Origin of the sequence: Panacagrimonas perspica (genome assembly GCF_004364935.1) — a bacterium.
Taxonomy (GTDB): domain Bacteria; phylum Pseudomonadota; class Gammaproteobacteria; order Nevskiales; family Nevskiaceae; genus Panacagrimonas; species Panacagrimonas perspica.
On record NZ_SOBT01000008.1, the window covers coordinates 1,044,301 to 1,067,411 of the forward strand.

The 23,111-nt window shown below is 61.7% G+C and carries 24 protein-coding genes; 14 read left to right on the top strand and 10 right to left on the bottom strand.

Translation table 11 applies throughout. From position 1 onward, the window contains the following. Positions 1-9: 9 nt before the first annotated feature. The 9 genes from fabG to DFR24_RS04735 all read left to right on the top strand — a co-directional run bounded on the left by fabG (position 10) and on the right by DFR24_RS04735 (position 7,542). Complete coding sequence (gene fabG, locus DFR24_RS04695; protein ID WP_133880164.1) at positions 10-747, top strand: 3-oxoacyl-ACP reductase FabG; 738 nt, start codon at positions 10-12, stop codon at positions 745-747. Positions 748-851: 104 nt separating this feature from the next. Further along, on the top strand, positions 852-1,094 hold the full coding sequence (gene acpP, locus DFR24_RS04700; protein ID WP_133880165.1) for an acyl carrier protein: 243 nt from the start codon (positions 852-854) through the stop codon (positions 1,092-1,094). Between the two features lie 28 nt (positions 1,095-1,122). Further along, entirely contained in the window at positions 1,123-2,370 is a 1,248-nt protein-coding gene (gene fabF, locus DFR24_RS04705) for a beta-ketoacyl-ACP synthase II (RefSeq protein ID WP_133880166.1), read from the top strand. Positions 2,371-2,383: 13 nt separating this feature from the next. After that, entirely contained in the window at positions 2,384-3,688 is a 1,305-nt protein-coding gene (locus DFR24_RS04710; RefSeq protein ID WP_133880167.1) for an aminodeoxychorismate synthase component I, read from the top strand. Next, positions 3,688-4,497 carry an aminodeoxychorismate lyase gene (gene pabC, locus DFR24_RS04715; RefSeq protein ID WP_133880168.1) on the top strand — a complete coding sequence of 270 codons (810 nt, stop codon included), beginning with the start codon at positions 3,688-3,690 and terminating at the stop codon, positions 4,495-4,497. The genes DFR24_RS04710 and pabC overlap by 1 nt, the downstream gene beginning before the upstream one ends. Next, complete coding sequence (gene mltG / locus DFR24_RS04720; RefSeq protein ID WP_133880169.1) at positions 4,494-5,522, top strand: endolytic transglycosylase MltG; 1,029 nt, start codon at positions 4,494-4,496, stop codon at positions 5,520-5,522. The genes pabC and mltG overlap by 4 nt, the downstream gene beginning before the upstream one ends. Further along, positions 5,519-6,145, top strand: coding sequence for a dTMP kinase (gene tmk / locus DFR24_RS04725; protein ID WP_133880170.1), 627 nt, complete (start codon positions 5,519-5,521; stop codon positions 6,143-6,145). Before mltG ends, tmk begins: the two co-directional genes overlap by 4 nt. Beyond that, positions 6,142-7,146 carry a DNA polymerase III subunit delta' gene (gene holB / locus DFR24_RS04730; protein ID WP_133880171.1) on the top strand — a complete coding sequence of 335 codons (1,005 nt, stop codon included), beginning with the start codon at positions 6,142-6,144 and terminating at the stop codon, positions 7,144-7,146. Before tmk ends, holB begins: the two co-directional genes overlap by 4 nt. A 30-nt stretch (positions 7,147-7,176) precedes the next feature. After that, on the top strand, positions 7,177-7,542 hold the full coding sequence (locus DFR24_RS04735) for a PilZ domain-containing protein (RefSeq protein ID WP_133880172.1): 366 nt from the start codon (positions 7,177-7,179) through the stop codon (positions 7,540-7,542). Positions 7,543-7,562: 20 nt separating this feature from the next. On the opposite strand, the gene DFR24_RS04740 is transcribed toward DFR24_RS04735, so the two are convergent. Continuing rightward, positions 7,563-8,579, bottom strand: a complete 1,017-nt coding sequence (locus DFR24_RS04740; protein ID WP_162851042.1) for a cyclic nucleotide-binding domain-containing protein — start codon at positions 8,577-8,579, stop codon at positions 7,563-7,565. Positions 8,580-8,789: 210 nt separating this feature from the next. On the opposite strand from DFR24_RS04740, the gene dksA reads away from it, so the two are divergent. Continuing rightward, a complete protein-coding gene (gene dksA / locus DFR24_RS25120; protein ID WP_281280139.1) occupies positions 8,790-9,599 on the top strand; it encodes an RNA polymerase-binding protein DksA in 810 nt (269 codons plus the stop codon). Positions 9,600-9,902: 303 nt separating this feature from the next. Here dksA and DFR24_RS04755 read toward each other — a convergent pair whose 3' ends face one another. The 5 genes from DFR24_RS04755 to DFR24_RS24675 all read right to left on the bottom strand — a co-directional run bounded on the left by DFR24_RS04755 (position 9,903) and on the right by DFR24_RS24675 (position 13,777). Continuing rightward, positions 9,903-10,337, bottom strand: coding sequence for a helix-turn-helix transcriptional regulator (locus DFR24_RS04755; protein ID WP_133880175.1), 435 nt, complete (start codon positions 10,335-10,337; stop codon positions 9,903-9,905). A gap of 1,500 nt (positions 10,338-11,837) precedes the next feature. After that, positions 11,838-12,038, bottom strand: coding sequence for a hypothetical protein (locus tag DFR24_RS04760; RefSeq protein ID WP_210772454.1), 201 nt, complete (start codon positions 12,036-12,038; stop codon positions 11,838-11,840). Positions 12,039-12,623: 585 nt separating this feature from the next. Continuing rightward, positions 12,624-13,097 (bottom strand): hypothetical protein, encoded by a 474-nt coding sequence (locus tag DFR24_RS04765; protein ID WP_133880176.1) that lies wholly within the window; start codon positions 13,095-13,097, stop codon positions 12,624-12,626. A 39-nt stretch (positions 13,098-13,136) separates the two neighbouring features. Continuing rightward, positions 13,137-13,388: an antitoxin Xre/MbcA/ParS toxin-binding domain-containing protein gene (locus DFR24_RS25270; RefSeq protein ID WP_210772453.1), complete on the bottom strand. Its 252-nt coding sequence runs from the start codon at positions 13,386-13,388 to the stop codon at positions 13,137-13,139. Continuing rightward, positions 13,385-13,777, bottom strand: coding sequence for a hypothetical protein (locus DFR24_RS24675; protein WP_210772452.1), 393 nt, complete (start codon positions 13,775-13,777; stop codon positions 13,385-13,387). Before DFR24_RS24675 ends, DFR24_RS25270 begins: the two co-directional genes overlap by 4 nt. 180 nt (positions 13,778-13,957) lie before the next feature. Between DFR24_RS24675 and DFR24_RS25275 the strand changes: the two genes are divergently transcribed. Next, positions 13,958-14,185, top strand: coding sequence for a helix-turn-helix domain-containing protein (locus tag DFR24_RS25275; RefSeq protein WP_133880177.1), 228 nt, complete (start codon positions 13,958-13,960; stop codon positions 14,183-14,185). Here the strand turns inward: DFR24_RS25275 and DFR24_RS04780 are convergent. Continuing rightward, on the bottom strand, positions 14,168-15,067 hold the full coding sequence (locus tag DFR24_RS04780) for a DNA-binding protein (RefSeq protein WP_133880178.1): 900 nt from the start codon (positions 15,065-15,067) through the stop codon (positions 14,168-14,170). The two genes, DFR24_RS25275 and DFR24_RS04780, sit on opposite strands and share 18 nt — an antisense overlap. 125 nt (positions 15,068-15,192) lie before the next feature. On the opposite strand from DFR24_RS04780, the gene DFR24_RS04785 reads away from it, so the two are divergent. After that, complete coding sequence (locus DFR24_RS04785) at positions 15,193-16,299, top strand: site-specific integrase (RefSeq protein WP_133880179.1); 1,107 nt, start codon at positions 15,193-15,195, stop codon at positions 16,297-16,299. A gap of 1 nt (position 16,300) precedes the next feature. Here the strand turns inward: DFR24_RS04785 and DFR24_RS04790 are convergent, their stop codons facing one another. Together DFR24_RS04790 and DFR24_RS04795 are read right to left on the bottom strand one after the other, a co-directional pair. Continuing rightward, entirely contained in the window at positions 16,301-16,711 is a 411-nt protein-coding gene (locus DFR24_RS04790) for a TIR domain-containing protein (RefSeq protein ID WP_133880180.1), read from the bottom strand. 9 nt (positions 16,712-16,720) lie between these two features. Further along, positions 16,721-17,125 (bottom strand): hypothetical protein, encoded by a 405-nt coding sequence (locus DFR24_RS04795; protein WP_133880181.1) that lies wholly within the window; start codon positions 17,123-17,125, stop codon positions 16,721-16,723. Between the two features lie 220 nt (positions 17,126-17,345). On the opposite strand from DFR24_RS04795, the gene DFR24_RS25125 reads away from it, so the two are divergent. Beyond that, on the top strand, positions 17,346-18,317 hold the full coding sequence (locus tag DFR24_RS25125; RefSeq protein ID WP_133880182.1) for an RHS repeat-associated core domain-containing protein: 972 nt from the start codon (positions 17,346-17,348) through the stop codon (positions 18,315-18,317). After that, the gene (locus DFR24_RS04805) at positions 18,314-18,589 is read left to right on the top strand and encodes a DUF6980 family protein (RefSeq protein WP_133880183.1); all 276 of its coding nucleotides are present in this window, start codon (positions 18,314-18,316) and stop codon (positions 18,587-18,589) included. The genes DFR24_RS25125 and DFR24_RS04805 overlap by 4 nt, the downstream gene beginning before the upstream one ends. Before the next feature lie 1,502 nt (positions 18,590-20,091). Here the strand turns inward: DFR24_RS04805 and DFR24_RS04810 are convergent. Then, positions 20,092-22,884, bottom strand: a complete 2,793-nt coding sequence (locus tag DFR24_RS04810; protein ID WP_133880184.1) for a LuxR C-terminal-related transcriptional regulator — start codon at positions 22,882-22,884, stop codon at positions 20,092-20,094. Positions 22,885-23,111: the final 227 nt, after the last annotated feature.

Consider the following 23,111-nt stretch of genomic DNA (forward strand, 5'->3'; position numbering starts at 1 on the left):
GAGAACGACATGAAGCTGCAGGGTGAGATTGCGCTGGTCACGGGCGCGAGCCGCGGCATCGGCCGCGCGATCGCGGAACGTCTGGCCGCCGAAGGCGCGAAGGTGGTCGGTACGGCAACCAGCGAAGCCGGTCGCGCGGCGATCTCGGCGTGGCTCGAGCCGATGGGCGGGCAGGCGCGCGTCCTGAACGTCACCGACGCGGCGGCGAGCGAGGCCCTGGTCGAGGAAGTGGGCAAATCCCTGGGCCCGATCACCGTGCTCGTGAATAACGCCGGCGTCACGCGCGACACCTTGCTGCTGCGGATGAAGGACGAAGATTGGGATGCCGTGCTCGCCACGGATCTCACGTCGGTGTTCCGGCTGTCGCGCCTCGTGCTGCGCGGCATGATGAAAGCGAAGAAGGGACGCATCGTGTCGATCGGTTCGGTCGTCGGCTCGATGGGCAACCCGGGGCAGGCCAATTACTGCGCCGCCAAGGCGGGCGTCATCGGCTTTTCGAAGTCGCTGGCGCGCGAGATCGGTTCGCGCGGAATCACGGTCAACGTCGTGGCTCCCGGCTTCATCGACACGGACATGACCAAGGATCTCGGCGAGGCCGCGCGCACCGCCTTGCTCGGCCAGGTGCCGATCGGCCGCCTGGGCTCTCCGGCGGACATCGCTTCGGCCGTGGCGTTTCTTGCATCACCCGAAGCGGGCTACATCACGGGTGAGACACTGCACGTCAATGGTGGTATGCACATGGGCTGACGCCCATACGTGCGCGTCTTCATCTGGAATGTGATTTGCTGGCCTTGCCCTAGGTCGGCCCGTACAATACCGCGGCTTAAACCAACCCCCAGGGGAGTTTTTACATGAGCAGTCTCGACGAGAAGGTCAAGAAAATCATTGCGGAGCAGCTGTCGGTCGCGGAAGACCAGATCACCCCGAACGCGTCGTTCGTGGAAGATCTCGGTGCCGACTCGCTGGATACCGTAGAGCTGGTGATGGCACTCGAGGAAGAGTTCGAAATCGATATTCCTGACGAGGAAGCCGAGAAGATCGTGACCTTCCAGGACGTGTTGAATTACATCAAGACTCACACCAACCAGGCCTGAGCGCCTGCACGAGGATTTCAGCCGACACATGAGCAGCCGCCGGCGCGTCGTCATCACCGGTCTGGGCATCGTGTCCCCGGTCGGGTCCAGTCTCGACCTGGCTTGGTCGAACATCCTTGCCGGCAAGTCCGGCATCGTTCCCATCACCAAGTACGATGTCTCTCTGTACACCACCCGGTTCGCCGGGCTGGTGTCCGAAGACTTCAAGCCGGAATCGGCGATGGGGCCGAAGGAACTTCGGAAAACCGATCCCTTCATCCACTACGGGGTTGCCGCCTGCAAGCAGGCGCTGGCGGATGCGGGAATCGAGATCACCGAGGCGAACCGCGAGCGCATTGGTGTGCTCGTGGGTTCGGGTATCGGCGGTATCGGCAAGATCGAAGATGAGGTGGAATCGCTGCACAAGGGTGGACCCAAAAAGGTCTCACCCTTTTTCGTGCCCGGTTCAATCATCAACATGGTGTCGGGCTACGCCTCGATCGAGATGGGGATCGCGGGGCCGAGTTTCGCCACCGTCAGCGCGTGCACGACGGCTGCGCACAGCATTGGCGTGGCCGCTCGCCTGATCCAGGCGGGCGACTGCGACATTTGTCTGGCCGGCGGCGCCGAGGCGGGCTCGAGTCCGGCTGGCATGGCGGGCTTCTGCCAGGCGCGCGCGTTGTCGACGCGCAATGACGATCCGCAGCGTGCGAGTCGTCCGTGGGACAAGGATCGTGACGGCTTCGTGCTGGGGGATGGCGCAGGCGTCCTGGTCCTCGAGGATTACGAACAGGCGACTGCACGTGGCGCCCGCATCTACGCGGAGCTGATCGGTTTTGGCATGTCCAGCGACGCGTACCACATCACGCTGCCGCCGGACGATGGCAATGGTGCGAGGCGCGCCATGGTCAACACGCTGAAAGATGCCCGGATCAATCCCGAGCAGGTCGACTACGTCAATGCCCACGGTACTTCGACGCCGGCGGGCGATATCGCAGAAACGATGGCGATGAAGGGCGCGTTCGGTGATCACGCCCGCAAGCTTGCGGTCAGCTCCACCAAGTCGATGACGGGGCACCTGCTCGGCGCCGCGGGCGGAATCGAGGCGGTGTTCTGCTGCCTGGCGCTGCGCGACCAGGTCATTCCTCCGACGATCAATCTCGATAACCCGGGTGAGGGATGCGACCTCGACTACGTGCCGCATACGGCACGCCAAGCCAAGCTCGACATCGTGCTTTCGAACTCCTTCGGGTTCGGCGGGACCAACGGAAGCCTCGCGTTCGCGAAGTTGAAGTAACTCCTCAACGCGCATGAACTTGCGCGTTGAAGTATCTGGGCCTGTTGATCTTTTAGAAGTTCACCGTCGAGACCCCAAGACCTTTCCCTATCTGCTGGAGAGCGCTGCCGCGCACCCGCAGGCCGGGCGTTACGACATCCTTTTCGGGTTTCCGGGCGAACGGCTGTCGGGGGAGGCCGGCTTCCGGGAAATGTCCAGTGCGTTCATGGACTTGGAGAAAGAACCTCGAAACGATCTGCCTTTTGTGGGCGGCTGGTTCCTGTTGCTGGGATACGAGTCGGCCCGCTGGATCGAGCCGTCACTGCGGCTGCCGAAATCGCCGTTCCTTTTGCCCGATTTTCTGGCGGTGCGCTGCTCCGGCGCGATCATCAACGACCGCGAACGAGGCGTGACGGTGCTCGTTTCGGAAGGCTCGCATGAGTTGATAAACTACATGAAGAATATTATTCATGTAGATGATAGTTATGCAAAACAGCTTGAAGAAAAACTGGTCGACCGTATCGTCGAAGACGATGACGCGCCTTTCCTGGACGGAGTCGAGCGGATCCATCGCTATCTGCTCGCGGGCGACATTTTCCAGGTCAATCTGTCGCGGGCGTGGCGTGCGGATTTGCGCCGCGACCGCAGCTACCTCGACGTCTACCAGCGACTGCGACGGCACAACCCGTCTCCGTTCGCAGGCTTGGCCGTCGAGGACGGCGTGGCGGTCCTGAGTTCTTCACCAGAGCGGCTCGTGCAGTCCGAGAACGGCTGGGTGCAGACACGGCCGATCGCCGGCACCCGGCCGCGTGTCGCCGGCGAAGACGACGCCGCGATGCGGGCGCAATTGATCGGGAGCCTCAAGGAGCGCGCCGAGCACGTGATGCTGATCGATCTCGAGCGCAACGATCTGGGGCGGGTCTGCGAACCGGGCAGCATCGAGGTCAGCGAACTGATGGCGCTCGAGTCCTACGCCCATGTTCATCACATCGTGTCCAACGTTCGCGGGCGGCTTCGCGCCGACGTCACGTCGGGCGACATCCTGCGCGCCGTGTTCCCGGGAGGCACGATCACCGGATGTCCGAAGGTGAGGGCGATGGAGATCATCGCCGAGCTTGAAGGCGTCGGCCGCGGCCCTTACACCGGTGCAATGGGATATCTCTCGCGCAGTGGCCGGCTCGATACCAACATCCTGATCCGCAGCCTCGTGGTGCAGGATCGGCAGGTGAGCTTTCGGGCGGGCGCCGGCATCGTCGCGGATTCGCAACCGCGGGCCGAGTTGGCGGAGACGCGCGCAAAGGCACGCGGGATGCTGTTGGCCCTGGGCGAGGGACACTGATGCTGTTGTTCAACGGCGAGAAGACCGAAGGGCCTTGGACCGGGACGCGTGCGCTCCATTACGGGGACGGCGTCTTCCGGACCGGCCTCGTGCTCGACGGCAAGTTGATCGATCGCGAACACCATCTCCGCAAGCTCGCCGTCGATGCCGAACGCCTCGACCTGGAAGTCTCGAGCGAGCTGGCCGGCGAGATCGATCGCACATGCGCGGCGACGCCGGACGGTGTTCTGAAGATCGTGCTGAGCCGGAGCGACTCCGGGCGGGGATATCGGCCCGCGGGCAAGGCTTGCGACCGCATCCTGCAGATCGGGCCGCTGCCGGATCAGTCGCATGGACTCTGGGAGCAGGGAATCGATCTGGGCTGGAGCAAGGTGTTGCTGGGAATCCAGCCGCGCCTTGCCGGCATCAAGCACCTCAACCGCCTGGAGCAGGTCCTCGCGAGTCGCGAATGCCCGGCCGATCGGCACGAAGTCATCCTCTGCGACGCCGAAGGGCGTGTGAGCGGAGGAACCCGCACGAACCTGTTCTTCGTCATCGACGGAATCCTGGTGACGCCCGATGTCTCGACGGCCGGTGTCGCGGGCATGATGCGGGACAAGGTCATCGAACTTGCGCGAAGCACCGGCGTGGGCTGCGACGTCGGCCTGATCTCGCCCGACGAGATCCGCCACGCCAGCGAAGGCTTCGTCACCAACAGCCTCGTCGGAATCTGGCCGGTCCGTCGAATCGGAAGCATCGAACTGGAATCGCCGGCCCCGATCACCCGTGATCTGCGCGAGCGACTGCAACATCCGTGGAGCGGACGATGAAGCGGCACCTGATGAAACTGTTCTTCACCGCGCTGCTGCTTGCGGTTGCCGCCGGACTCGTCCTGATGGATGCGCGGCGCGAGCTGCTCAGCCCGCTTGCGATCGCGGAGCACCAGACCCTGGAGCTGCGCCCTGGGAGCAGGCTGCGCGAAGCGGTCGTGATCATGCGCGAGCGCGGCCTGTTCACCACGTCCAGACAGGGTCTTTATCTCGAGTTCTGGGCGCGTGCGAACGGGCAGGCGGCTCTGATCAAGGCAGGCGAGTACGCACTGGATCCGGGGCTTTCGAGTCTCGACGTGCTGTCGCTGCTCATCGGGGGCAAGACGCTGATGCATGAACTGCGGATCGTCGAGGGCCTGCGCTTCGATCAGGCGATGAAATTGATCGCCGATCATCCAGTCCTCGTGCACACGCTGACGGACACGCGGCCAGAGACCGTGATGATCGCCATGGGGCAGGCCAAGATGCATCCGGAAGGTCGGTTCTTCCCGGATACGTACCGGTTCCCCAAGGGCACGACCGATGTCGTTATCCTCAAGCAGGCGTTCGACGCGATGAATCGCGTGCTCCAGGAGAGCTGGGCGAAGCGGGCGCCAGATCTTCCTTATGCGCGGGCGGACGATGCGTTGACGATGGCTTCGATCGTGGAAAAGGAAACAGGTCTTGGCGAAGAACGCGGTCGCATCGCGGGCGTGTTCGTGCGCCGGCTGAAGATGGGGATGCGCCTGCAGACGGATCCGACGGTGATCTATGGCATCGGCGAGACCTTTGACGGGAATCTGCGCAAGCGCGATCTGCTCGCCGATGGTCCGTACAACACCTACATGCGCGTCGGCCTGCCGCCGACTCCGATCTGCCTGCCCGGGCGGGCCGCGATCGAGGCATCAATGAACCCAGCCGCGGGGACGGAGTTGTTCTTCGTCGCGCGCGGCGACGGCTCGCACCAGTTTTCGGCGACGCTGGCCGAACACGACGCGGCCGTTCGCCAGTTCCAGTTGCGTGGCGTGTCTGGATCGGGCGAATGAACGTTCGCGGCCGATTCGTCACGCTGGAAGGCGGCGAGGGTGCCGGCAAGTCCACGCACCTCCAGTACATCGCGGCTTGGCTCGAACAGCGCGGTCGCATCGTGGTGCAGACGCGCGAGCCCGGCGGCTCGCCGCTCGCGGAGGCCGTTCGCGGCATCGTCCTGGGTGACTGGGCCGAAGGCGTGAATGCGCAGACCGAGCTGCTGCTGATGTTCGCGGCACGCGCGGCGCATGTCGCCTATCGCATCGAACCCGCATTGATTCGTGGTGAAGACGTGATCTGCGATCGCTTCGTGGATGCTAGTTGGGCCTACCAGGGCGCAGGGCGGGGGATCGAGGCCGAACACTTGGTCGCTCTCGAAAAGCTCGCGCTACAGGGCGTCCGACCGGACCTCACCATCGTGTTCGATCTGTCGCCCGAAATCGGACTGGCGCGCGCGAAGAATCGGGGTGATGCCAATCGGTTTGAAGAAGAGAGCATGGCCTTCATGTCGCGTGTACGCGCGGCGTACCTGGAACGCGCGAAGGCGGATCCCGGTCGATACGCCGTCATCGATGCTTCGCGCCCGTTGGTCGACGTGCAGATCGAACTGGCTCGCCTGCTCGAGCTGCGACTCGCATGACTGTGATGAGCGACGAATTGCCGTGGCAGGCGGAGCTGTGGAGCCGCATCAACGAGGCACGCCGCGGAGGACGCCTTGGCCACGCGCTGCTGCTCGCGGGTCCTGCCGGCGTCGGTAAACGGAGCTTCGCGCGACGTTTGTCGGCCAGCCTGATGTGCGAGGCGCGTGCCGAAGACGGTCGTGCTTGTGGCGCCTGTCGCGGTTGCGTGCAGGTGGCGGCAGGCTCGCATCCCAACCTGACGTGGATGACGCGCGAGTACAACGAGAAGACCGAAAAGGAAAAGCGCGACATCTCGATGGATCAGCTCCGCACGATGATGGAGCGCCTGAGTCTCGCGAGTCACTACGGACAGGCGAGGGTGGTCGTCATCGACCCGGCGGACGCGCTCAACGTCAACGGCGTGAATGCCGTGCTCAAGACGGTCGAGGAACCGCCGGCCGGGCTGCACATCCTGCTGATATCGGAGCGGCCTATGGCGCTGGCGCCGACGCTCCGGAGTCGATGCCAGCGGCTCACGTTCCAGATTCCGCCGGCAGACGAGGCGCAAGCCTGGCTTCGCGCCCAGGTATCCAATATCGATGCGGCGGCTGCACTGCACGAAGCGAATGGCGCTCCGCTGTCAGCGCTCGAAGCACGCGAGTCGGGGGCTTCGGAGCTGCATCGCACCTGGCGCGACCAGTTGCTGGCCGTTGCGAACCAGAAGTCCGACCCCTTGGTGACGGCTGGCAGATTGGCGCCGGCCGGCAGCAAGCTGTCCGCCGACATGGTTCAGGACTGGTTGCGGCAGTTCCAGCGCACGCTGCATCAACTGCTGCGTTCACTCGCTGGCGTCAGTGACGAGCGCACGTTTGCGACGGTGGCGACGCGCCTGGGTCCCGGCCACATCGAGCAGCTGCTGGTCGAGATCATCGAGAGCCAGCGTCGCGTCCATGGCAATGCCAATCCGCAACTCGCGGTCGAATCTCTTATGATTTCCTGGTGGCGCCGCAATGCGCCTTGACCCGCCGGTTTTGCGAAGGATCCACAGCGCATGAGTACCCCCCCCCCGCGGCCAGGCGGTGCTCAGCCCGGCATCCTGACCTTGAACATCAAGGACAAGAGCGCGCTGTTCGCCGCGTACATGCCGTTCATTCGCAATGGGGGGCTGTTCATTCCGACCAGCAAGGAATACCGGCTGGGCGACGAGGTATTCATCCTGCTCACGTTGATGGACAGCGCGGAGCGCCTGCCCGTCGCAGGGAAGGTGGTCTGGGTGACGCCGCGCGCAGCGCAAGGCAAGAGAGTGCAGGGCATCGGCGTGCAGTTCAGCCTGCAGGATGGCGGCACGACCCAGCAGAAGATCGAATCGCAGCTTGCCGGTACCGCCGGCTTCGACCGCCCGACGCAGACGATGTGATCTGCGTCCTTCGGCGCCCCCTAAGAGGCGTCGTTGAGTCCTGGCGACAGCATGTATGCCTCGTAGCCCTTGTGGGTCAGCACGAACGACGCCACCGAGCTGCGCCGGCCGGTGTCGCAGATGCAGATGACGCTCTTGTCCTGCGGCAACTGCGACAGGCGCATGCGTAGCATGTAGAGCGGAATGTTGATGGCGCCGCCGATGCTGCCGTTCTGGAATTCGCTGGGAAGGCGCACGTCGAGGTAGCAGCCGCCCTTGTTCTTGATCAGGGCGTCGGCTTCCGCGCGGGACAGGCGGCGTGTCAGCGGCTCGTTCAGCAGTTTCCGAAAATCTTCCTTGGCCAGGCGCATCAGCGAGCCGCGCGTCAGCATCGTGACGGTGGCATTTCTGGGCGCGTCCGAAATCAACGCTTCTTCGCCGAAGCAGGAGCCCGTCTCCAGCTCGGCCAGGCGCACCGCCTTCTGGCCGGGCTGCTCGCGGGTCACGATGCAGCGCCCTTCGGTGATCACATAGAAGAAGTCGCCGGTCTGGCCCTGCGAGACGATCGTCTGGCCGGGTACCGTGTTGACCTTCTCCATGCGCATGAAGATCGCCTGCAGGTTCGCAGGCGGCACCTGCTGGAACGCCGGCGTATGCAACAGGCGGGTCATCCAGTCGTCCGAATCGCTGGTGGAAGTCGAATCGACTTCCCCGACCTCGAGCGCATCCGTCTGGTCCCACGTCAGCATCACGTCGAGCAGATGGTTGTCGACGGCCACGCAGCGGACATCGGTTACGCAATAAGCGTCGTTTTTACGGGGGGACTGATGAGGCAGGCGGTGCTGGGCTTGTACGGTCTCACCCACCAGCCGGCTGAGAACCTCACCTGTAGGGCTCCGGATCTCGATCTGGCCTTCGAGCAGATAGAGCGCATGCTCCGCGGGGTCGCCAGTCCGAAACAAGAAGTCGCCCGCTTTTGCGTCCACCAACATGGCGTTACGGGCGAGGTCGCGCTTGCTCTCCGGCCTCAGGGCGCCCATGGGGATGAGCTTGGCCAACAGTTCCGAAGTAAGGGTTGGAGCAGGGGTCATGCAGTTGCTCTCGCGGCAGACGACTTGTGCCAGAATCCCGTTTTCGCCTGCCGTGCAGCGCGGTGGCGTTCTTGTTCCGTGACGATACACCACGAACGGCTAGGGCGAAATTGTTGGGAGAAACTGGCAAGAAGCCAGCAGATCAATATCGATAAGGAGCCGGTCCGGAGACACCCCATGGCCAAGAGCACGCCCAAGAAGAAGGCCGCGCCAGCGGCGAAACGTCCGGCTCCCAAACCTGTCGCGAAGAAGGCCGCCGCCAAGCCGAAGCCGGCTGCCAAGAAGGTGGCTCCGGCCAAGAAGGTGGCTTCGAAGCCAGCCCCAAAGGCGAAACCGGTCGCCAAGGCAAAGCCTGCTCCGAAGCCAGTCCCAAAAGCCAAGCCGGTCGCCAAGGCCAAGCCGGCGAAGCCTGTCGCGAAGCCGAAGAGCACGCAAATGGTGGCGCCCAAACCCGCTGCCAAACGACCTGTTGCGGTAAGTCATCGGCCTCAGGCCAGTGCCGTTGCGGTTCAGGCGCGGCCGACGAAACCCGCTGCCACCCCGGTACGCCAACGTTCGGTCGAGTTGCCGAGTGGAGTTTCTCTGTCCGAAGACCAGATCCGCCGGGCGCCGGAGTCCGCGTACATGAACGACAACCAGTTGTCGTTCTTCCAGGAGCGGCTGCTGCAGATGCGGGGTGAAGTCCTGGCGCGCGAGTTGGACGTCAAGGAGCGGCTCCACCAGCGTGAGGTGTTTGCCGATCCCGCAGACCGCGCTAGCGCTGAAGAAGAACACTGGCTGGACCTGCGCCTGCGTGAACGCGAGTCCTTGTTGCTGAAGAAGATTGATGACGCGCTTCGCCGGATCCGGGATCGTGAATACGGGTACTGCGAGAAGACCGGCGAGGCGATCGGCATCGCCAGACTGCTTGCGCGTCCCACGGCGACCGTTTGCGTGGATATCAAGGGCCAGGACGAACGAGCCGAATCCCAGTATCGGGATCGCTAGGCGCTTCAGGCGGCAGCAATGCTCCGCGTCGGCGTACGCGTAGACGTCCTAGGCGCGCGTCGCTCCAGTCCGCCCGGGCTCCGTGCCATCGAGGTGTAGACGCGTTCACGTGCTTCTGAGCGCACAAATTTCCAGGCGCTCGACAGTGCCAGTGGTGGAGAGTCTCAGCGCATCTGGCTGTAGCCGCGTCTGCGACGCGCGAAGTCTTGGGGCCGTCCGTATTTCATCTGGCGTCGTTTGCAGCAGTTAGATTTTAATTGGACGCATTGAATAGATCAGATAAAGATTGACCGTTCATACGATTCAGTATCCTCCAGTTGAGTACTTCCGTTTCTTCGAAGAGTGCGCCCAGTCGTTGTAACTATCTGGAATAAAAGGCCATTGGCCGAGTCCGACCATCAGCCAGAAGTGCCTGGACTGCCGGTTTTTCGCGTTATCGGCCATCGCATGGGCGAGGGCGGTGAAAGGCTGCGTGTCCAACAGCCGGGCGAGCCGTACAGCAGATTCTGGCGTTAGCCGTCGACGTCCCTTTCGCACGTCGCTGAGGCGCTGAGGGGTGATGTGCAGCTCGCGCGCTGTGGCCCAGTCGGACCCCGTTTTCCCCTTTGCTTGGTCCAGCCGGATGTTTGCCAATCGCTGCAGGTGCTGCCGGCGTTTTTCGAGCAGCTGCGCTCTCAGCACTAGCTCCATGAGCTGGCTTGGCGTGTACGCCCGCCGCTTGGCGTCTAGAGGGATCATGGCGCCATCTCCGAAGCCTTCCCGGGGGTGTGGGGCGGAAGCCCCACGGATGGCCTGGCTGCTAGCTCATAACCGTCGCTTATCCCGCGGGCGGGGCCTTTGGGCTGCGCTAGCTCTGCTCGCGCCTCGGTGACGTTCTTGGCTTCTTCAGGGGCCAGCTCGAGATCGGGGGCAAGGAGGGTCCCGACCTTCTCGAGAGCTGGCCCCTGTTCCGCTGCCTTCCCGGCTTCAAAAGGGGTGGGGTCCGCCGAGGACGCGGAAGCGAGGCACGAGCGCACGCGCCCGCAGGTGGCCCCGCCTTCTTGGCTGTGCAGGTCCCTAGTATTACCTGCACAAAGTACCAATGAGTGTGACTCTCGGGCCTCGTTGGCAGGGGGTCCTGAGGCGTCCGGGTCCCTAGTATTACCCGGACAAATGCTCACCGATAAGCAATTCGGAGCTATCGCCCTCGGTTCTATCCCACGGGCTTTGAGCTTCCGCACCTGCTTCGCCCAGGTCGATTTCGGGGTCATCTCCTTCACCCGTTCGTACCCTAAGACCTCGATCGATTTTTGGAATCCGACGCTGGATCTCCATCCCGTGTATGCGGTGGGTGCTTTCGGCAGCTCGGAGGCCTTGTCTCCATTCGGGCCGACCGTTCGATATCGCTTTTTTAGTTCGGCGAATCGGTGTTTCCAGAACACCGATTCTTCGGTCGTCCGGCTGTTCTCGATGAGCACCTGGACGACTCCAACCCACCAGTGTTTGTCGAGCAGCTCGCTTAGGCGCGCTGCGTGGTACACGCGCATCGGACAGCTTCCGTCGCGGATTTTCGACAGCGTGCTTTGGCAGATTCCTAGATCTTGCGAGATCTGTAGATCAGTCCCGGCAAGGGCCTTTGCAGCGTTCAGGAGACGCACGCCGATGCTCATGGCGTGTCCTCCGGGTCAGTCCGAACTAGCGCCTCAAAAACGCCCGTTGCCAGCGTGGTTTCGATCACGCTGCGTGTCTTTGCCGTCATCGTTTCCCGATCCCCGAGCTGGATCACCTTCAAGAGCCTTGATGCTGCTGCGCTCAGCTCGTTGGACGCGTAACCAATCTGCCGTCGTGCTTCTGAGCGTGCCGTCGACGGCAGGGCCTCGATGGCTGCATCAAACGATCGTGAATAGGCGGCGTACGCCCGTCGTGTTTGGCGCTCCAAAAGGTCCGCTGGCCAATCCTGCGTCGATGTTTCCCACGTCAGTTCTGGACGGTCTGTTCGGAGTCGCGCGCGCCTCGGTCCTTTCTGCTTCGCATTGGACGCATTGAATATTATGTTAAATATAAAATCATCAGCAATTGGACTGCTCCGCGACTTGGTTGTGTACCTCGTGTCGGCGCATCTTCTTTGAAGGCGCCGTTTGCTAGTTAATGACGCAGCCGCCCTGCGTCATCTTTAAGTAGACGCCGACCCCGACCGTTTCTTGAGTCGATTCAGGCGCTTTATCTCTAAAGGCGACGCAGGCTTCGCCCTGCGCGGACTTATCTTGGCTTCCGCCCCAGCTTGCTGGCGATCAAATCGTTCAGCGACGCCTTCTTCGCTTGCTCCAGCAGCGTACCGAGGTGCATATCGCTACGGACCCCGAAGTCGCGGCTGTATTTCTGTTCGATCGTGCCTACGCGCACGTCGTCCCGTTTGTCCCTGAGCTGGCCTGACTTGTTCCTCGCGCGGATCCCGCGCATTCCAGGAGCGTCCTTGGTGTCGGTCTCGGCTGTTTCCCCGCGCATTCAAGGACGCAAACTTGCCAAAGCGCTGCGCAGTGAAATGGGCGGTGCCTTGAAGCCGGAAAGGCGTTGATCGTCAAACAAGTTTGGACATACCCACGCGCAAGCCATTCGATGCCAGCGGCCCGCCAGACCTTCGTCCCTGAGGTCTAATCGCGCCTCGGCGTCGCGGCGCAGTGCCTGAATGGGCTCTTTCCGCCACGCGAATTCGCGCCTTTTTTTGTCGCGCAGGCCCGCGCGCCTCGATCTGCGGCAAGCCACTCCTCGTAGAAAGTTGATCGCGTGCCTCTTTCGGCCTAATCGGCGCACACACAGTTGGTCTGATGCGCAAACGACCGCGCGAACCGACGCATGCTTTGGCCTGGACACAGACGCCGAGGGGCTATCGCACAGCTATTCCGCTCCAGCACCGTGCGGATGTTTTCGAAGCGAGCCTCAATGTCACCCTTCGGAAAGCTAATCGTGTCCAGTTGGCGTAACGCCGACGAACTGGCGGTCGTCCCTGCCACCCGGCGTAGGCAGCCGTCCGTACACAACGCCCGCTCATTGAACTGTGTCTGAAGCGCGTGCTTCGAACGGCCCGACCGGCCGAATGCGGAAAATGCGCTTCAGCCTCGTCAGTTCACCTGATGTCGAACCGACCGCGGGTTGGACGTAGCGTCGGCCGAGGCCGATCAGAAAGATCCAGCCTACCTCTCCGCTGGCCTCGTCTACCCCCTCCAGAACTTCCTCCAACGGTTCCATCATCCAATCTGCGGTGCCGTTGAGCCATCCGGGACTGACGAGGCGCACATCGATCAGGCGCAGCGTGTCACCGCGGGCCTCTTGCGGCAGATGAACCCAGTTCGAGACGTGGGAAGCGAAGACGACGCGAGTGTCGCTCCCGACACCCACTCGTACGTGGAACCACGGGATGTCGATGGGTTGAAGCACGTAAGCCCACGACTGAGAACCCGCCGCTTCATAGTGCCGAAACGGCGGCGACGTCAGTTCGGCACCCTCGAGCGTTTGGAACATGGATCTCTTGCTGTTTGGCTAGTAGTTCTGCTCTTCGCTTCAAGGCGGTATGCCATGCTCGATCGCTGCGAGCGCCTTCAACACCTGGCGGAAGCCGTATCGATCGTTCAGTAAATCCAGAGGAATCGCGAGACCGAGCACCAAGCTGGGCGACGAGAGCCACTGCCGTGCCACATCTGGATCCTCGAAGACTTCTTCGGCTCGCCTCAGAGCAAGTTGATGCGCGCCATCAGAACCCGATCCGCTTCCCCAGCCAGTCGATGTATCAGACCCATTGGCCCTCTCACTCACGTGGGCGCCTCCGGGTCGGAGCCTTTCACATCGACCCGATTGCTGCTTCCTCCATATCCTTTCCGTTTCCGGTACTCCTCTGCATGACGGCCCAGGAACGTGGTCATTGCGTCGCGGAACTGCAGAACTTGCGCTGGAATCTGGAGAGATAGCTCCCTCGCGATCGCTACCGCGTACTTCACCTGTTTCTCGGTCGGTGGAAGCTCGGTCCCTGCGACGACCATGGCGATCCCCTCCGCAATTCGATTCGCCAGGTCTGCGCGCGCCTGATCTGGAGGCACGTAGCACTCCGCCCGCCGAATAAGTTCTATCAGGCGTTCCTCGATGTGCTCATCAAAAGGCAGCGGGAGAAGAATTTCTCGGTCGCCAAAAACCAGTTCGAATGACACGCTCCGTCCTTGAGCTAAAAGGGTGGCCAATAATCGACCGCATCCTCGGACGTCCCTCGCGATCTCGGACTGACCGCTAATCGCAGCGAAGGACGCACACCCTTCCGCTGGGAGCGCCGGCCTCTCGATTATTAACGAGTGTAAATAGACAGTAAAGGCGGCCGAACCAAGCCTGTGCGGATGGTTCGACCGCGCAGATTGACTTCCCGACAAGTGCTGGCAGCCAACGTGCGCCAGGAACGGGCACGCGTTCAGTGGTCACAAGAAGAGCTCGGTAGCCGCGCTCGAATCAGCCAAACCTACGTCAGCCAGGTGGAGTCAGGTCAGCGAGCGGTATCGATCGACGTGCTCGACCAGCTCGCAGACGCCTTCAGTCTGGATCCCTCGCAACTACTGAGGCGGCGCTGAAGGCTTTTTGAGGGGCCGAGGGTGGCCGCCCCTGGGCGAGGTAGGACGAAGCCTTGAGACGACCGCCCTGGTTGCGGCATGGGCCGCTTCTGCACGGAGCCTGGCCTCTCGTTCTTTCTGCAACGAGCGATCGATTCGTGCGAGCTCGGTCTGCAGGGTGCCTTTTTCTTTCAGACTGGCCGCTAAAGACTGATCGGCAAGTCTCAGCCGCTCCTGGAGAGTTCTGACCTCCTTCTCGTGTTGCGCGCGCGCCCGTTTAGCCTCATCGCGAAGGTGGTCGATCTCCTTGAGCCAGCGGGTTTCGTTGCCTTCCCATTGGGCGCGGATCCGCTGAACCTCAGCCATGTGTTGAGACTGAAGGGTGGTGAGAGTGGCTTTATCTGCCTGTGAGCTGGCCTCTGCGCGCCGATTGGCCGCGTTCAGTTCGGCAATCTGGGCCTGCAATTGGGCCCTCTCCTCCACGAGTTCCTCCGTTCGGGCCCGCAGCGCTGAGATCTCCTGCATAAACTTGTCAGAAGCCGATGAAACCGCGGCTCGCTCGACGACGACTGCGGATAACTGAGCCTCGAGTTCGCGCCGATCGGTTTCTAAGCGGCTCTCGATCTCGCTCGCAACGCGTCTGGCCTCGACTGCAGCCTGGTCACGCATTCCCTCGTACAGCTGCCGGCAGAGGTTGACGAGGGGCGGTGGCAACGATTCAGCGCTCTTACCGCGGATACGGTCCGACAGGGCCGCCCACCACGCGTCAAGATGGCGATTCACGGTATTCGGCGAGCCCCGACCTAATTCTTGTCGCACGCGCTCGATAGTCGGCCGTTCGCCCCGTCCCAGCAGAGCGTCCGCCGCCTCGAACACGTCTTGATCCGATATGCCTCGCGCCATCTTCCTTCTCCGATAGTCGGTCCCCTGCCCTTGCTTACCGTACCGACGATAAGTGATGCTTATCGTGACTATGACTGTCTTTGTGATATATTTACTACAGTATACATATCGAATAGGTGCGATTCGTGACGACCCAGCGACTGGCGAAACGGACGAAATCTCGGGCAATAGCTCCGCAGCCGGGCAACACCCCTCCCCTGTCTCCGACCGAACTCGGCGACCAGGCCCGGAAAGCCGCCGAGGAAATCCTCATCGCCGGCGAATCGGAGAACACGCGGCGGACCTACCGAAGTGCGATGCGCTACTGGTGCGCCTGGGCTATGGCGCGATACGGCAAGCCGCTCGCCCTGCCCGTTCCGGTAACGGTCGTGGTGCAGTTCATCGTCGATCACACCGGACGACTGAAAGCCGGCGTACTTGTCATGGAGCTGCCTGCGGCAATCGATGAGCAGCTGGTCATGGCTGGGTTCAAGGCGTTCCAGGGGCCGCTGAAGATGGCGACCATCACGAACCGTATATCTGTGCTGTCGAAGCTGCATCAGTTACGGCACCAAGCGAACCCCTGTGAGGATGCAGAAGTTCGACACCTGATCTCGAGGGCCAAGCGCGCTGCAGCGAAGCGCGGGGAAACGCCGAGAAAGAAAACCGCAGCCACGCGAGAGCCACTCGAGGCCATGCTGGCCACCTGCGACGACAGTCTTGAAGGAGTCCGCGACCGCGCGCTGCTGCTTTTTGCGTGGGCCAGCGGCGGGCGGCGGCGATCGGAAGTGTCTGCGGCGACTATGGATCAGCTGCGCAAAGTCGATGACGACACGTATATGTTCCGGCTTGACCACTCCAAAACGAATCAGGCCGGCAGCCATGCTGGAACGACGCGACCTGACAAGCCAATCCGAGGTGTGGCCGCAATCGCGATGACCACATGGCTGATTCAGGCAAGGATCGTCGATGGGCCGCTCTTCAGGCGACTTTGGAAGGGTACGGTAGGTCCTGGCTTGGCGCCCTCTTCCGTAGCGTCAATCGTGAAGCGACGTGCCGCCCTTGCTGGAATCGAGGGTGATTGGGCAGGTCACAGCCTGAGGTCGGGATTTGTGACAGAAGCAGGCCGCCGCAAAGTGCCTCTTGGAGACATCATGGCAATGACCGAGCACCGACAAGCCGCAACCGTCATGGGCTATTATCGGACGGGAGAGCTATTCGAGAGCGAAGCAGCCAGGCTGCTGGATCTCTAGCCTAAGTTCGCAGTGAGTGATGGCGAATCGCACCGACAATGCTCCCTTCGCTCCAGCCGACAATATCGCAGGCCGCATGTTGGATCATCGCGGGCAATTGCACATTTCCTCGAGGCATCACGCCGATGACGGGGAGACCAATGCGGCGCGCAAAGGCTACCTCCCAAATCATTGAGTCACTCCTTGCCGAATACATCCCGGCGAGAGCAAGCATGACTTCGGCGGGGCGAATCTGATCGCGAAGATTCTTTTGCAACATCTGATCGTTTTCCAGCGGATCATGCTCCGGAACGCTGAGATTCTTCCAAACGAAGTTCGGCGCTCGGTTCAGAAAGTTGCAGACCCCGTGATAGTGATCACTGTACTCCCAGTCATGGCAGATAAAGACGCTGTATGTACGAAGGGACGGCATATGGTGAAGTCAAAGCACGAACTTTGAGTCTTCGTGCAAGAGCAGGAAGCCACGCAACTCCTGGTAGACGATCCGTTCCGCCTCGCTCATAAGTCTTTGCTTCTCAGGAGCACTATCAGCTTGGTCTAGCAGCCGCAGAAGGCGCTTAAGATTTGCCCGGTAGTGTGAGTAACGTTCGATCTCTCGACCAGGCTGCAGGCCCTCTTCGAACGCTCGTCCAGCCATCATCGTGATGGCAAGCCAAACGATGAGTACCTCAAGGAAATGACCGACCTCGTGGCCGACAATGAGAGAGAACGCGATCCAAAGGTGTAGGCCAAACATGCCAGCGATCGACGACATCGCCAGCCGACTTAGAATTTTGAACCGGGCAGCCGCGGCGGACGGCAATACCTGAGCGTCATCGCGCAGCATGCAGTTTGCGTATTGGATTTGATGGTCGAACCTTAGTAGACGGTATGCAGCAATAACCGCATCGGTGTTCGGTCCGACGGCCGTGGTGCCGACCGCTGAGTCCGTTAGCAGAGAGCATTCACTCTCATCACTGTCGTCGAGGATTGGCTACGACGCGACCGGGAACCGAACGACGTACAACCAGGGTCAGCGCAGCTACACGTACAACGCCGATGGGAAATTGGCCTCGTACACCGCGACAGGAAAGCTTGCTGCTTACTTGTACGACGGTCTGGGTCAGCGCGTGCAGAAGACTGTCAACGGGGTGGCTCGCAGGTTTGCCTACGATCTCGACGGGAAGCTGGTCGCCGAGTTCAATCAGACCCATGGCATCGTCGCCGAGATCGTGTACCTGGGCACCATGCCGGTTTCGATGATCGCCGCCAACCAGATTTACGCCATCCACTCCGACTGGCGAGACGCACCTCGACAGATCGACGGCCCAAACCAGGTTCCTGTCTGGGCCTGGGACCCGGCACCGTTTGGGGGCGGCGCGCCGTATGACCGTCCTGCCGGACAGTTGGTGAAATTTGTCTTCAACCTGCGCTATCCCGGGCAGTACTACGACGATGAATCGGACCTGTTTTACAACCACGCCCGGTATTACGACCCCAGCCTGGGCAGATACCTGGAGTCGGATCCGATTGGGCTGGATGGAGGGATCAACACCTACGCCTATGTCGGAGGGAATCCGATCTCCTACGTTGACCCCAGTGGTTTACAGGCTGTGGTGGGTGTCTTGCCAGGAGCTTCTGGTGGAGTGGCGATCGCCGGCGGGATTGCTGGCAACCCTAATCCCGAGCATCAGCAGATTCATCCGATTCCAGATGACGTTTTGAACGTTGTGTGTTTGATGAATCCGTTGTGCAATGGAGCCCGCATCTTGATGTCGGATATGGACGCCGACGCTGTTGGCGATTCGTGCATGTTGAACGAAGGAAAGCAGGGCGATTTTTGGAAGGGCCTAAAGCCGTACCGTGGGAAAACAAAGACCAATGGTAAGACCGGAAAAGAGCGGAGATTCTACGAATGGGACCATACGCATGGAGACATTGAAACCTATGATCCCAGAGGGCGCCATCTCGGCTCCGCTAATCCGGAGACAGGCGCGATGACTAAGCCGCCAGCCCCTGGCAGGAAGATTGACCTATGAGTGAACAATGCTGCGCGGCGATGAGCGATGCAATTGCTGATCCGCAAAATCCGGTCGTGTACATTCCGAAATTTCGAGAATTCGGACTAAGAATCCTCGACGGCGGTACGAGCACGAGCGAAATTGCATATTGCCCATGGTGCGGAGCGAGGTTACCAACCTCGCTGAGGGACGCATGGTTCGATGAGCTGGAGAAACTGGGAATTGATATTTCTTCCGATGTCGATGTGCCAGCACGATATCGTGGCGCCGATTGGTATCAGCAGAAATGAATGGCCTCCACTTAACCCTCTCCACGGCTCGTCGGAAGTCCTCAACGCTGTTGGAACCGCAGATCGATTTCAATGGTCGAAGAATCTGGCCGAAAGGCCCAATAGAGCAAAATAAGTGAGCCGCGTTCAAGCCATCCTTACGTGAGCTTCGAAGGAACTGCGCTCTGGAGAAAGATAGACGGCGCCATTATTGAGCTAGTCTGAGAACCACCCGCGAATTTCCTTTTTTAGGAAGATTCGCGCCGCCACGGGATGCCGCGTCCCCTCGCCCGTCCGCAATCCCTGATCGCATTAGCGGGAAACGTGCCTCGACGGCTGCACGGTTAGGGGATTAGCGCTCGGCCCCGAATTGGCAGTGCTCGAGGAAACTTCGAGTTCGGCTACTCCCTCGACCTACTCGGAAATCGCCCTTCTCGGCGGGATGTGCAAATGAACAAATCTCCACGTACTCAATTTCATATGTCCATGATGGTAACGGTGATGGGCAGCTTGATACTGATGTTCATCATCGCCGAGACCCAGTCGCGGTTAGCACTCGCTCTTCTGGCTGTTTGGGTGATCGGCGCGTGGATAGTGATGATTCGGATCACGTGTCCCCAGTGTGGAACGCCTGTTGCCTTTAGGGGCTCGGTTCTGGGCATACCTACCTTTGGTGGATTCCCAGGCAAAATCTGTCGGCACTGTGGGCATAAGTTGGACTAAGCGGCAGCGTCGGCGTCCGATTGAGGGACGCTCCACGCGCGTTACGGCCCCCGAAAGGGGGCCTTTTGTTGGGTCCAGCTCCAGACATCGCTCCGCGGGTTGGGTTGGCGCCGTTCGGCGCTGCTTGCGCCCACTGCGTTCGCGTCAAGCCCTGACTCGAGCCGACGAACGACACCAACCGCCGTGCCGTGTCGACGCCTCGATTCACCGCCTGCAGCGGCAAGGGGCCTGACCCGCACTTGGAGCTCCAGCTTCGGTAGCTATGCAAGTAGCGGCGCTAGGACCACCCCACTTGATGACCCTTCCAGTTGATGCTGGACGTTAGGCCGCCCATAAGCGGCCAACCGTCATGGTCCGGTATTGGCACGTCCGAGACAATCGCCGTCCCTTCCCTACCCTCGATAAGGGGCGATTGTCGTCTCCCCCTGCCCGCCCCCGAGACGGACACTCACAAGATTCGGCGGACCGACTGAGTTGTGCCAGGAGCCGTCGCCCGCCAGTGACCGCAAGGTGGGTGAAGCTTTAAGGGGACGACAGGGATACGGAGATCGGCGCTGGCACTCGCCCCTCATGCCGAAGCCGGCGGCCGATGCGACGGATTTCGGCTTGACCCTGCCAGGACGGAGACTCACCGTAATCGGGTGCGGCATCTGTGCGATGACGAACATAGCCCACCCCGCGGCGCCGTCTCCGCTGGGACGCGGCCGACGGAATCCCGAAGTAGCTGACGATTTGTCCGGGTGACCGTTGCGCAGGTAGCTGCGTCGGGATGCGGCCAGTTGTCGGGCATGGCACTGGTGTCAGCGCGACGTATCAGAGAGCAATCCCATGCGAAGCGCCGTCGCCAAGGCGGCACCTCTGTTTCCCACGCCCAGCTTGCTGTAGACGTTATGCAGGTGCCATTTGATGGTCGGAACAGAGACCAGCAGGGCGTCTGCCAGCTTCCGATTTGTCAGTCCAGCGTGTAGCAAGCGAAGCAATTCGATCTCTCTAGCGGTCAGGGGCTCCACATGACTTGAAACGGATGCGATGGCGGGAGCATCGTCCGCGTTTCGCGTTGCGGCATCCCCACGAAGGGTCGACATCAGGAAAGTTTGCAGATCAAGCAAGGGCTGCAGGCCTTCTGCTGGGGCAGCGGAGCGTCTGTCACACACGAATGCCAGCGCGGGCAGCAGGGAACGCCCCGCTGACGAAATGGGATAGGCATGGAACTCGGGGGCCGCAGATACCAACGCCCGATTGAGCTGCCGGGCGGCATCGCTCTCCTGCCCCATATCCCACAGCGCCACTGCGCGATGCGTCGTGACCGTAAGGAAGAATCCTCCCGCGCTTTCCGCGCCGCGCGACTGCTGAAGCGTGGTCAGAAGCCGCACGGCCGATTTGGCGTCTCCGAAGGCGAGCTTGAAACGCGCGTCGATGAGCTTCAGCGCATCACGCTGTGCGCGCGACACACCACCATTCCCGGTCTCGACATCCAGCAATCGCGTTCGACGGGCCGTGGCCGCCGCGCCCGTGACGTCCCCCGCCGTCAGTTGGAGCGACGCTTCCTCGAGCGCGAGTGAGAGATACAGCCTGCGATGCTGTTCCCGCAGTGCGGCATCCTGCCCCTCCTGGAGAACCTGCACCGCCAGGTCCAGCCTATTGTGGAAGGCATGTAGGCGAGCCTCGTTGCGCAAGGCGACAAGCTGAGGTTCCACCGGCCCAAAGATTTCCTTGAAAGCGCGTCCGATGTCGATGGAGGACATCGCACGCTCGAAATCGCACCGCTGGACCGCGATCTCCGCATCGAGCAGCGCGGACAGGCCGCCCACGTAGCTCTTCTGACCCAGGCCGAGCCCCCGCGAATCCCGCTGGACGCGATGCCCAAGGTTGCTTGCTGCACGCAACTGACCGAGTTCAACGTCGACGAGGCCATGGAGGAAGTCGCCCCAGGCGGACAGGTAGGAAGCGTCCGCCCCATGGCCGTGCTCATGGGCGAGGAGCGCGTACTTGCGGCTTCGTTCGAAGTCTCGCAGTGCGAAGTACCCGTAGCTGAGACAGTTGGACAGCGTCGCGCTCAGGAACGGCTCATCCCTCGGAACCTGCGGAAACAGGGACGTCGATCGCGCGATGCAGTCGTCGATGTCGTCCGAACATGCCTTGGTCGCCGCCTGTACGGTGTGCGCCCACAACAGCCATCGTTCGCGCTCTTCCGCAGACAGACCCCACCCTGCCGCCGCCCCGGAAGCCAGCATATCAATGGCTTTCTGGGACACTTCCATGGCGTGTCGCGTGTCGCGGGAGAATGCGCACGACCACGCGTGGCTCAGCAGAATCTCCGGATGCCGGGAATGAAACTCGGCCGGCAGATTTCGCATCCAGTCGCGGACGGTGTAGTGATCCCCGCGGAACAATGACGCCCGCATCGCGTGCCGTGCGATGAGATCGGCTGCTTGCTCGAAGTGCGCCGCGTCGAGCGCGTAGCGGATGGCTTCGGACGGATGCCCATTGCTTTCGCACCACTTCGCGGCCCTGAAGCAGGCATCCCGATATCCCTTGGCGTCGCTTCTTCGAAATTCGTTTTGCAGGAACTCCGCAAAGAGGTGGTGGTAGCGGTACCACTCGCCATCACGATCGAGCGCGATCAGGAAAAGGTTCGCGTCTCCAATGAAATCGAGCATGGAGCGCGCATCATCCTGCTGCGTCGTCGCGGCGCAGAGTTCCGCGCACATGCGTCGCAACGGCGAGGTCTGCAGCAGAAAGGTCCGGACGTTGTCGGGTTGGGCACGGATGACCGATTCAACCAGGTAGCGCGTCAGGTCGCGATCGCGGCCTGAAAAGGTCCGGATGAGGTCAGCCGCGGGTCCCTGATGGCGGCGCAACGCCAGTGCCGCCAGCTGAATACCGGTGGGCCAGCCCTCGGTCGACTCGAGAAGCGATTGCAGGTCACTGCGCGACAACCGGAGTTGATGGTATCGATTGAGAAACAGTTCGACTTCGGCGCCGCTGAAGTTGAGATCCTCCTGCCCGATCTCGATGACCCGGCCGGACACCCGCAACTTCGCGACCTCTAGCGAGAGACGATGCCGGCTGGCCACCACGACCGACATGCTCGATGGGAAGTGCGTGATGAGGCGATTGAGGAACCGGAGGATGCGGGGATCCGAGATGTGCTGGAAGTCGTCCAGGAAGATGGCCGATGGCAAGGCGCTTCCGCCCAGCCGATGGCGCAGGCTATCGAAGAGCGAATCGAAATCCCGGACGGGATTCGCCCGCAGGGCGGTCAGTTCATCATGGGCGAATCCAGGATGGATCTGCTGCAGCGCACTGATGAAATAGAGCGCGAAAGTCGCGGGATCGTTGTCTTCGGCATCCAGGCCCAGCCAGGTCGCCGACACCTGCCGTTCGGTAAAAACTGCGTACAGCTCCGTCATCAAGCTCGATTTGCCCGAACCCGCCGGCGCGACGATCGTCACGAGCTTGCTCTGCGGGAGGTCTTCTATTGCTTTGGCAACAAACACCGAACGGGATATGGCGCGGGCGTCCTGGACGGGCGGCACCAGCTTGCTGCGGATCAATCCGTCTTTGCGCAAGCCGGTTTCCTGGTCCGTCATCGGCCTTCTTCAAGATCCCGTGGTGGCCTGCAACTGCGTCTGTCAGCGACGTCATTGTCGCCGTCATCGGCGGTCAGGATACCCATCCTAGGATCGGGTTTTCGACGACAGGAGCGGCTTACGCTGTGTCATGACCATTGCGTCACGGCGAGCGATTGGCAGCCGTAGGCGGATCGGCAGGTGTCCCGGGCTGTCGCCACGGGGCATGACCTCAGGACTGGTTGGAG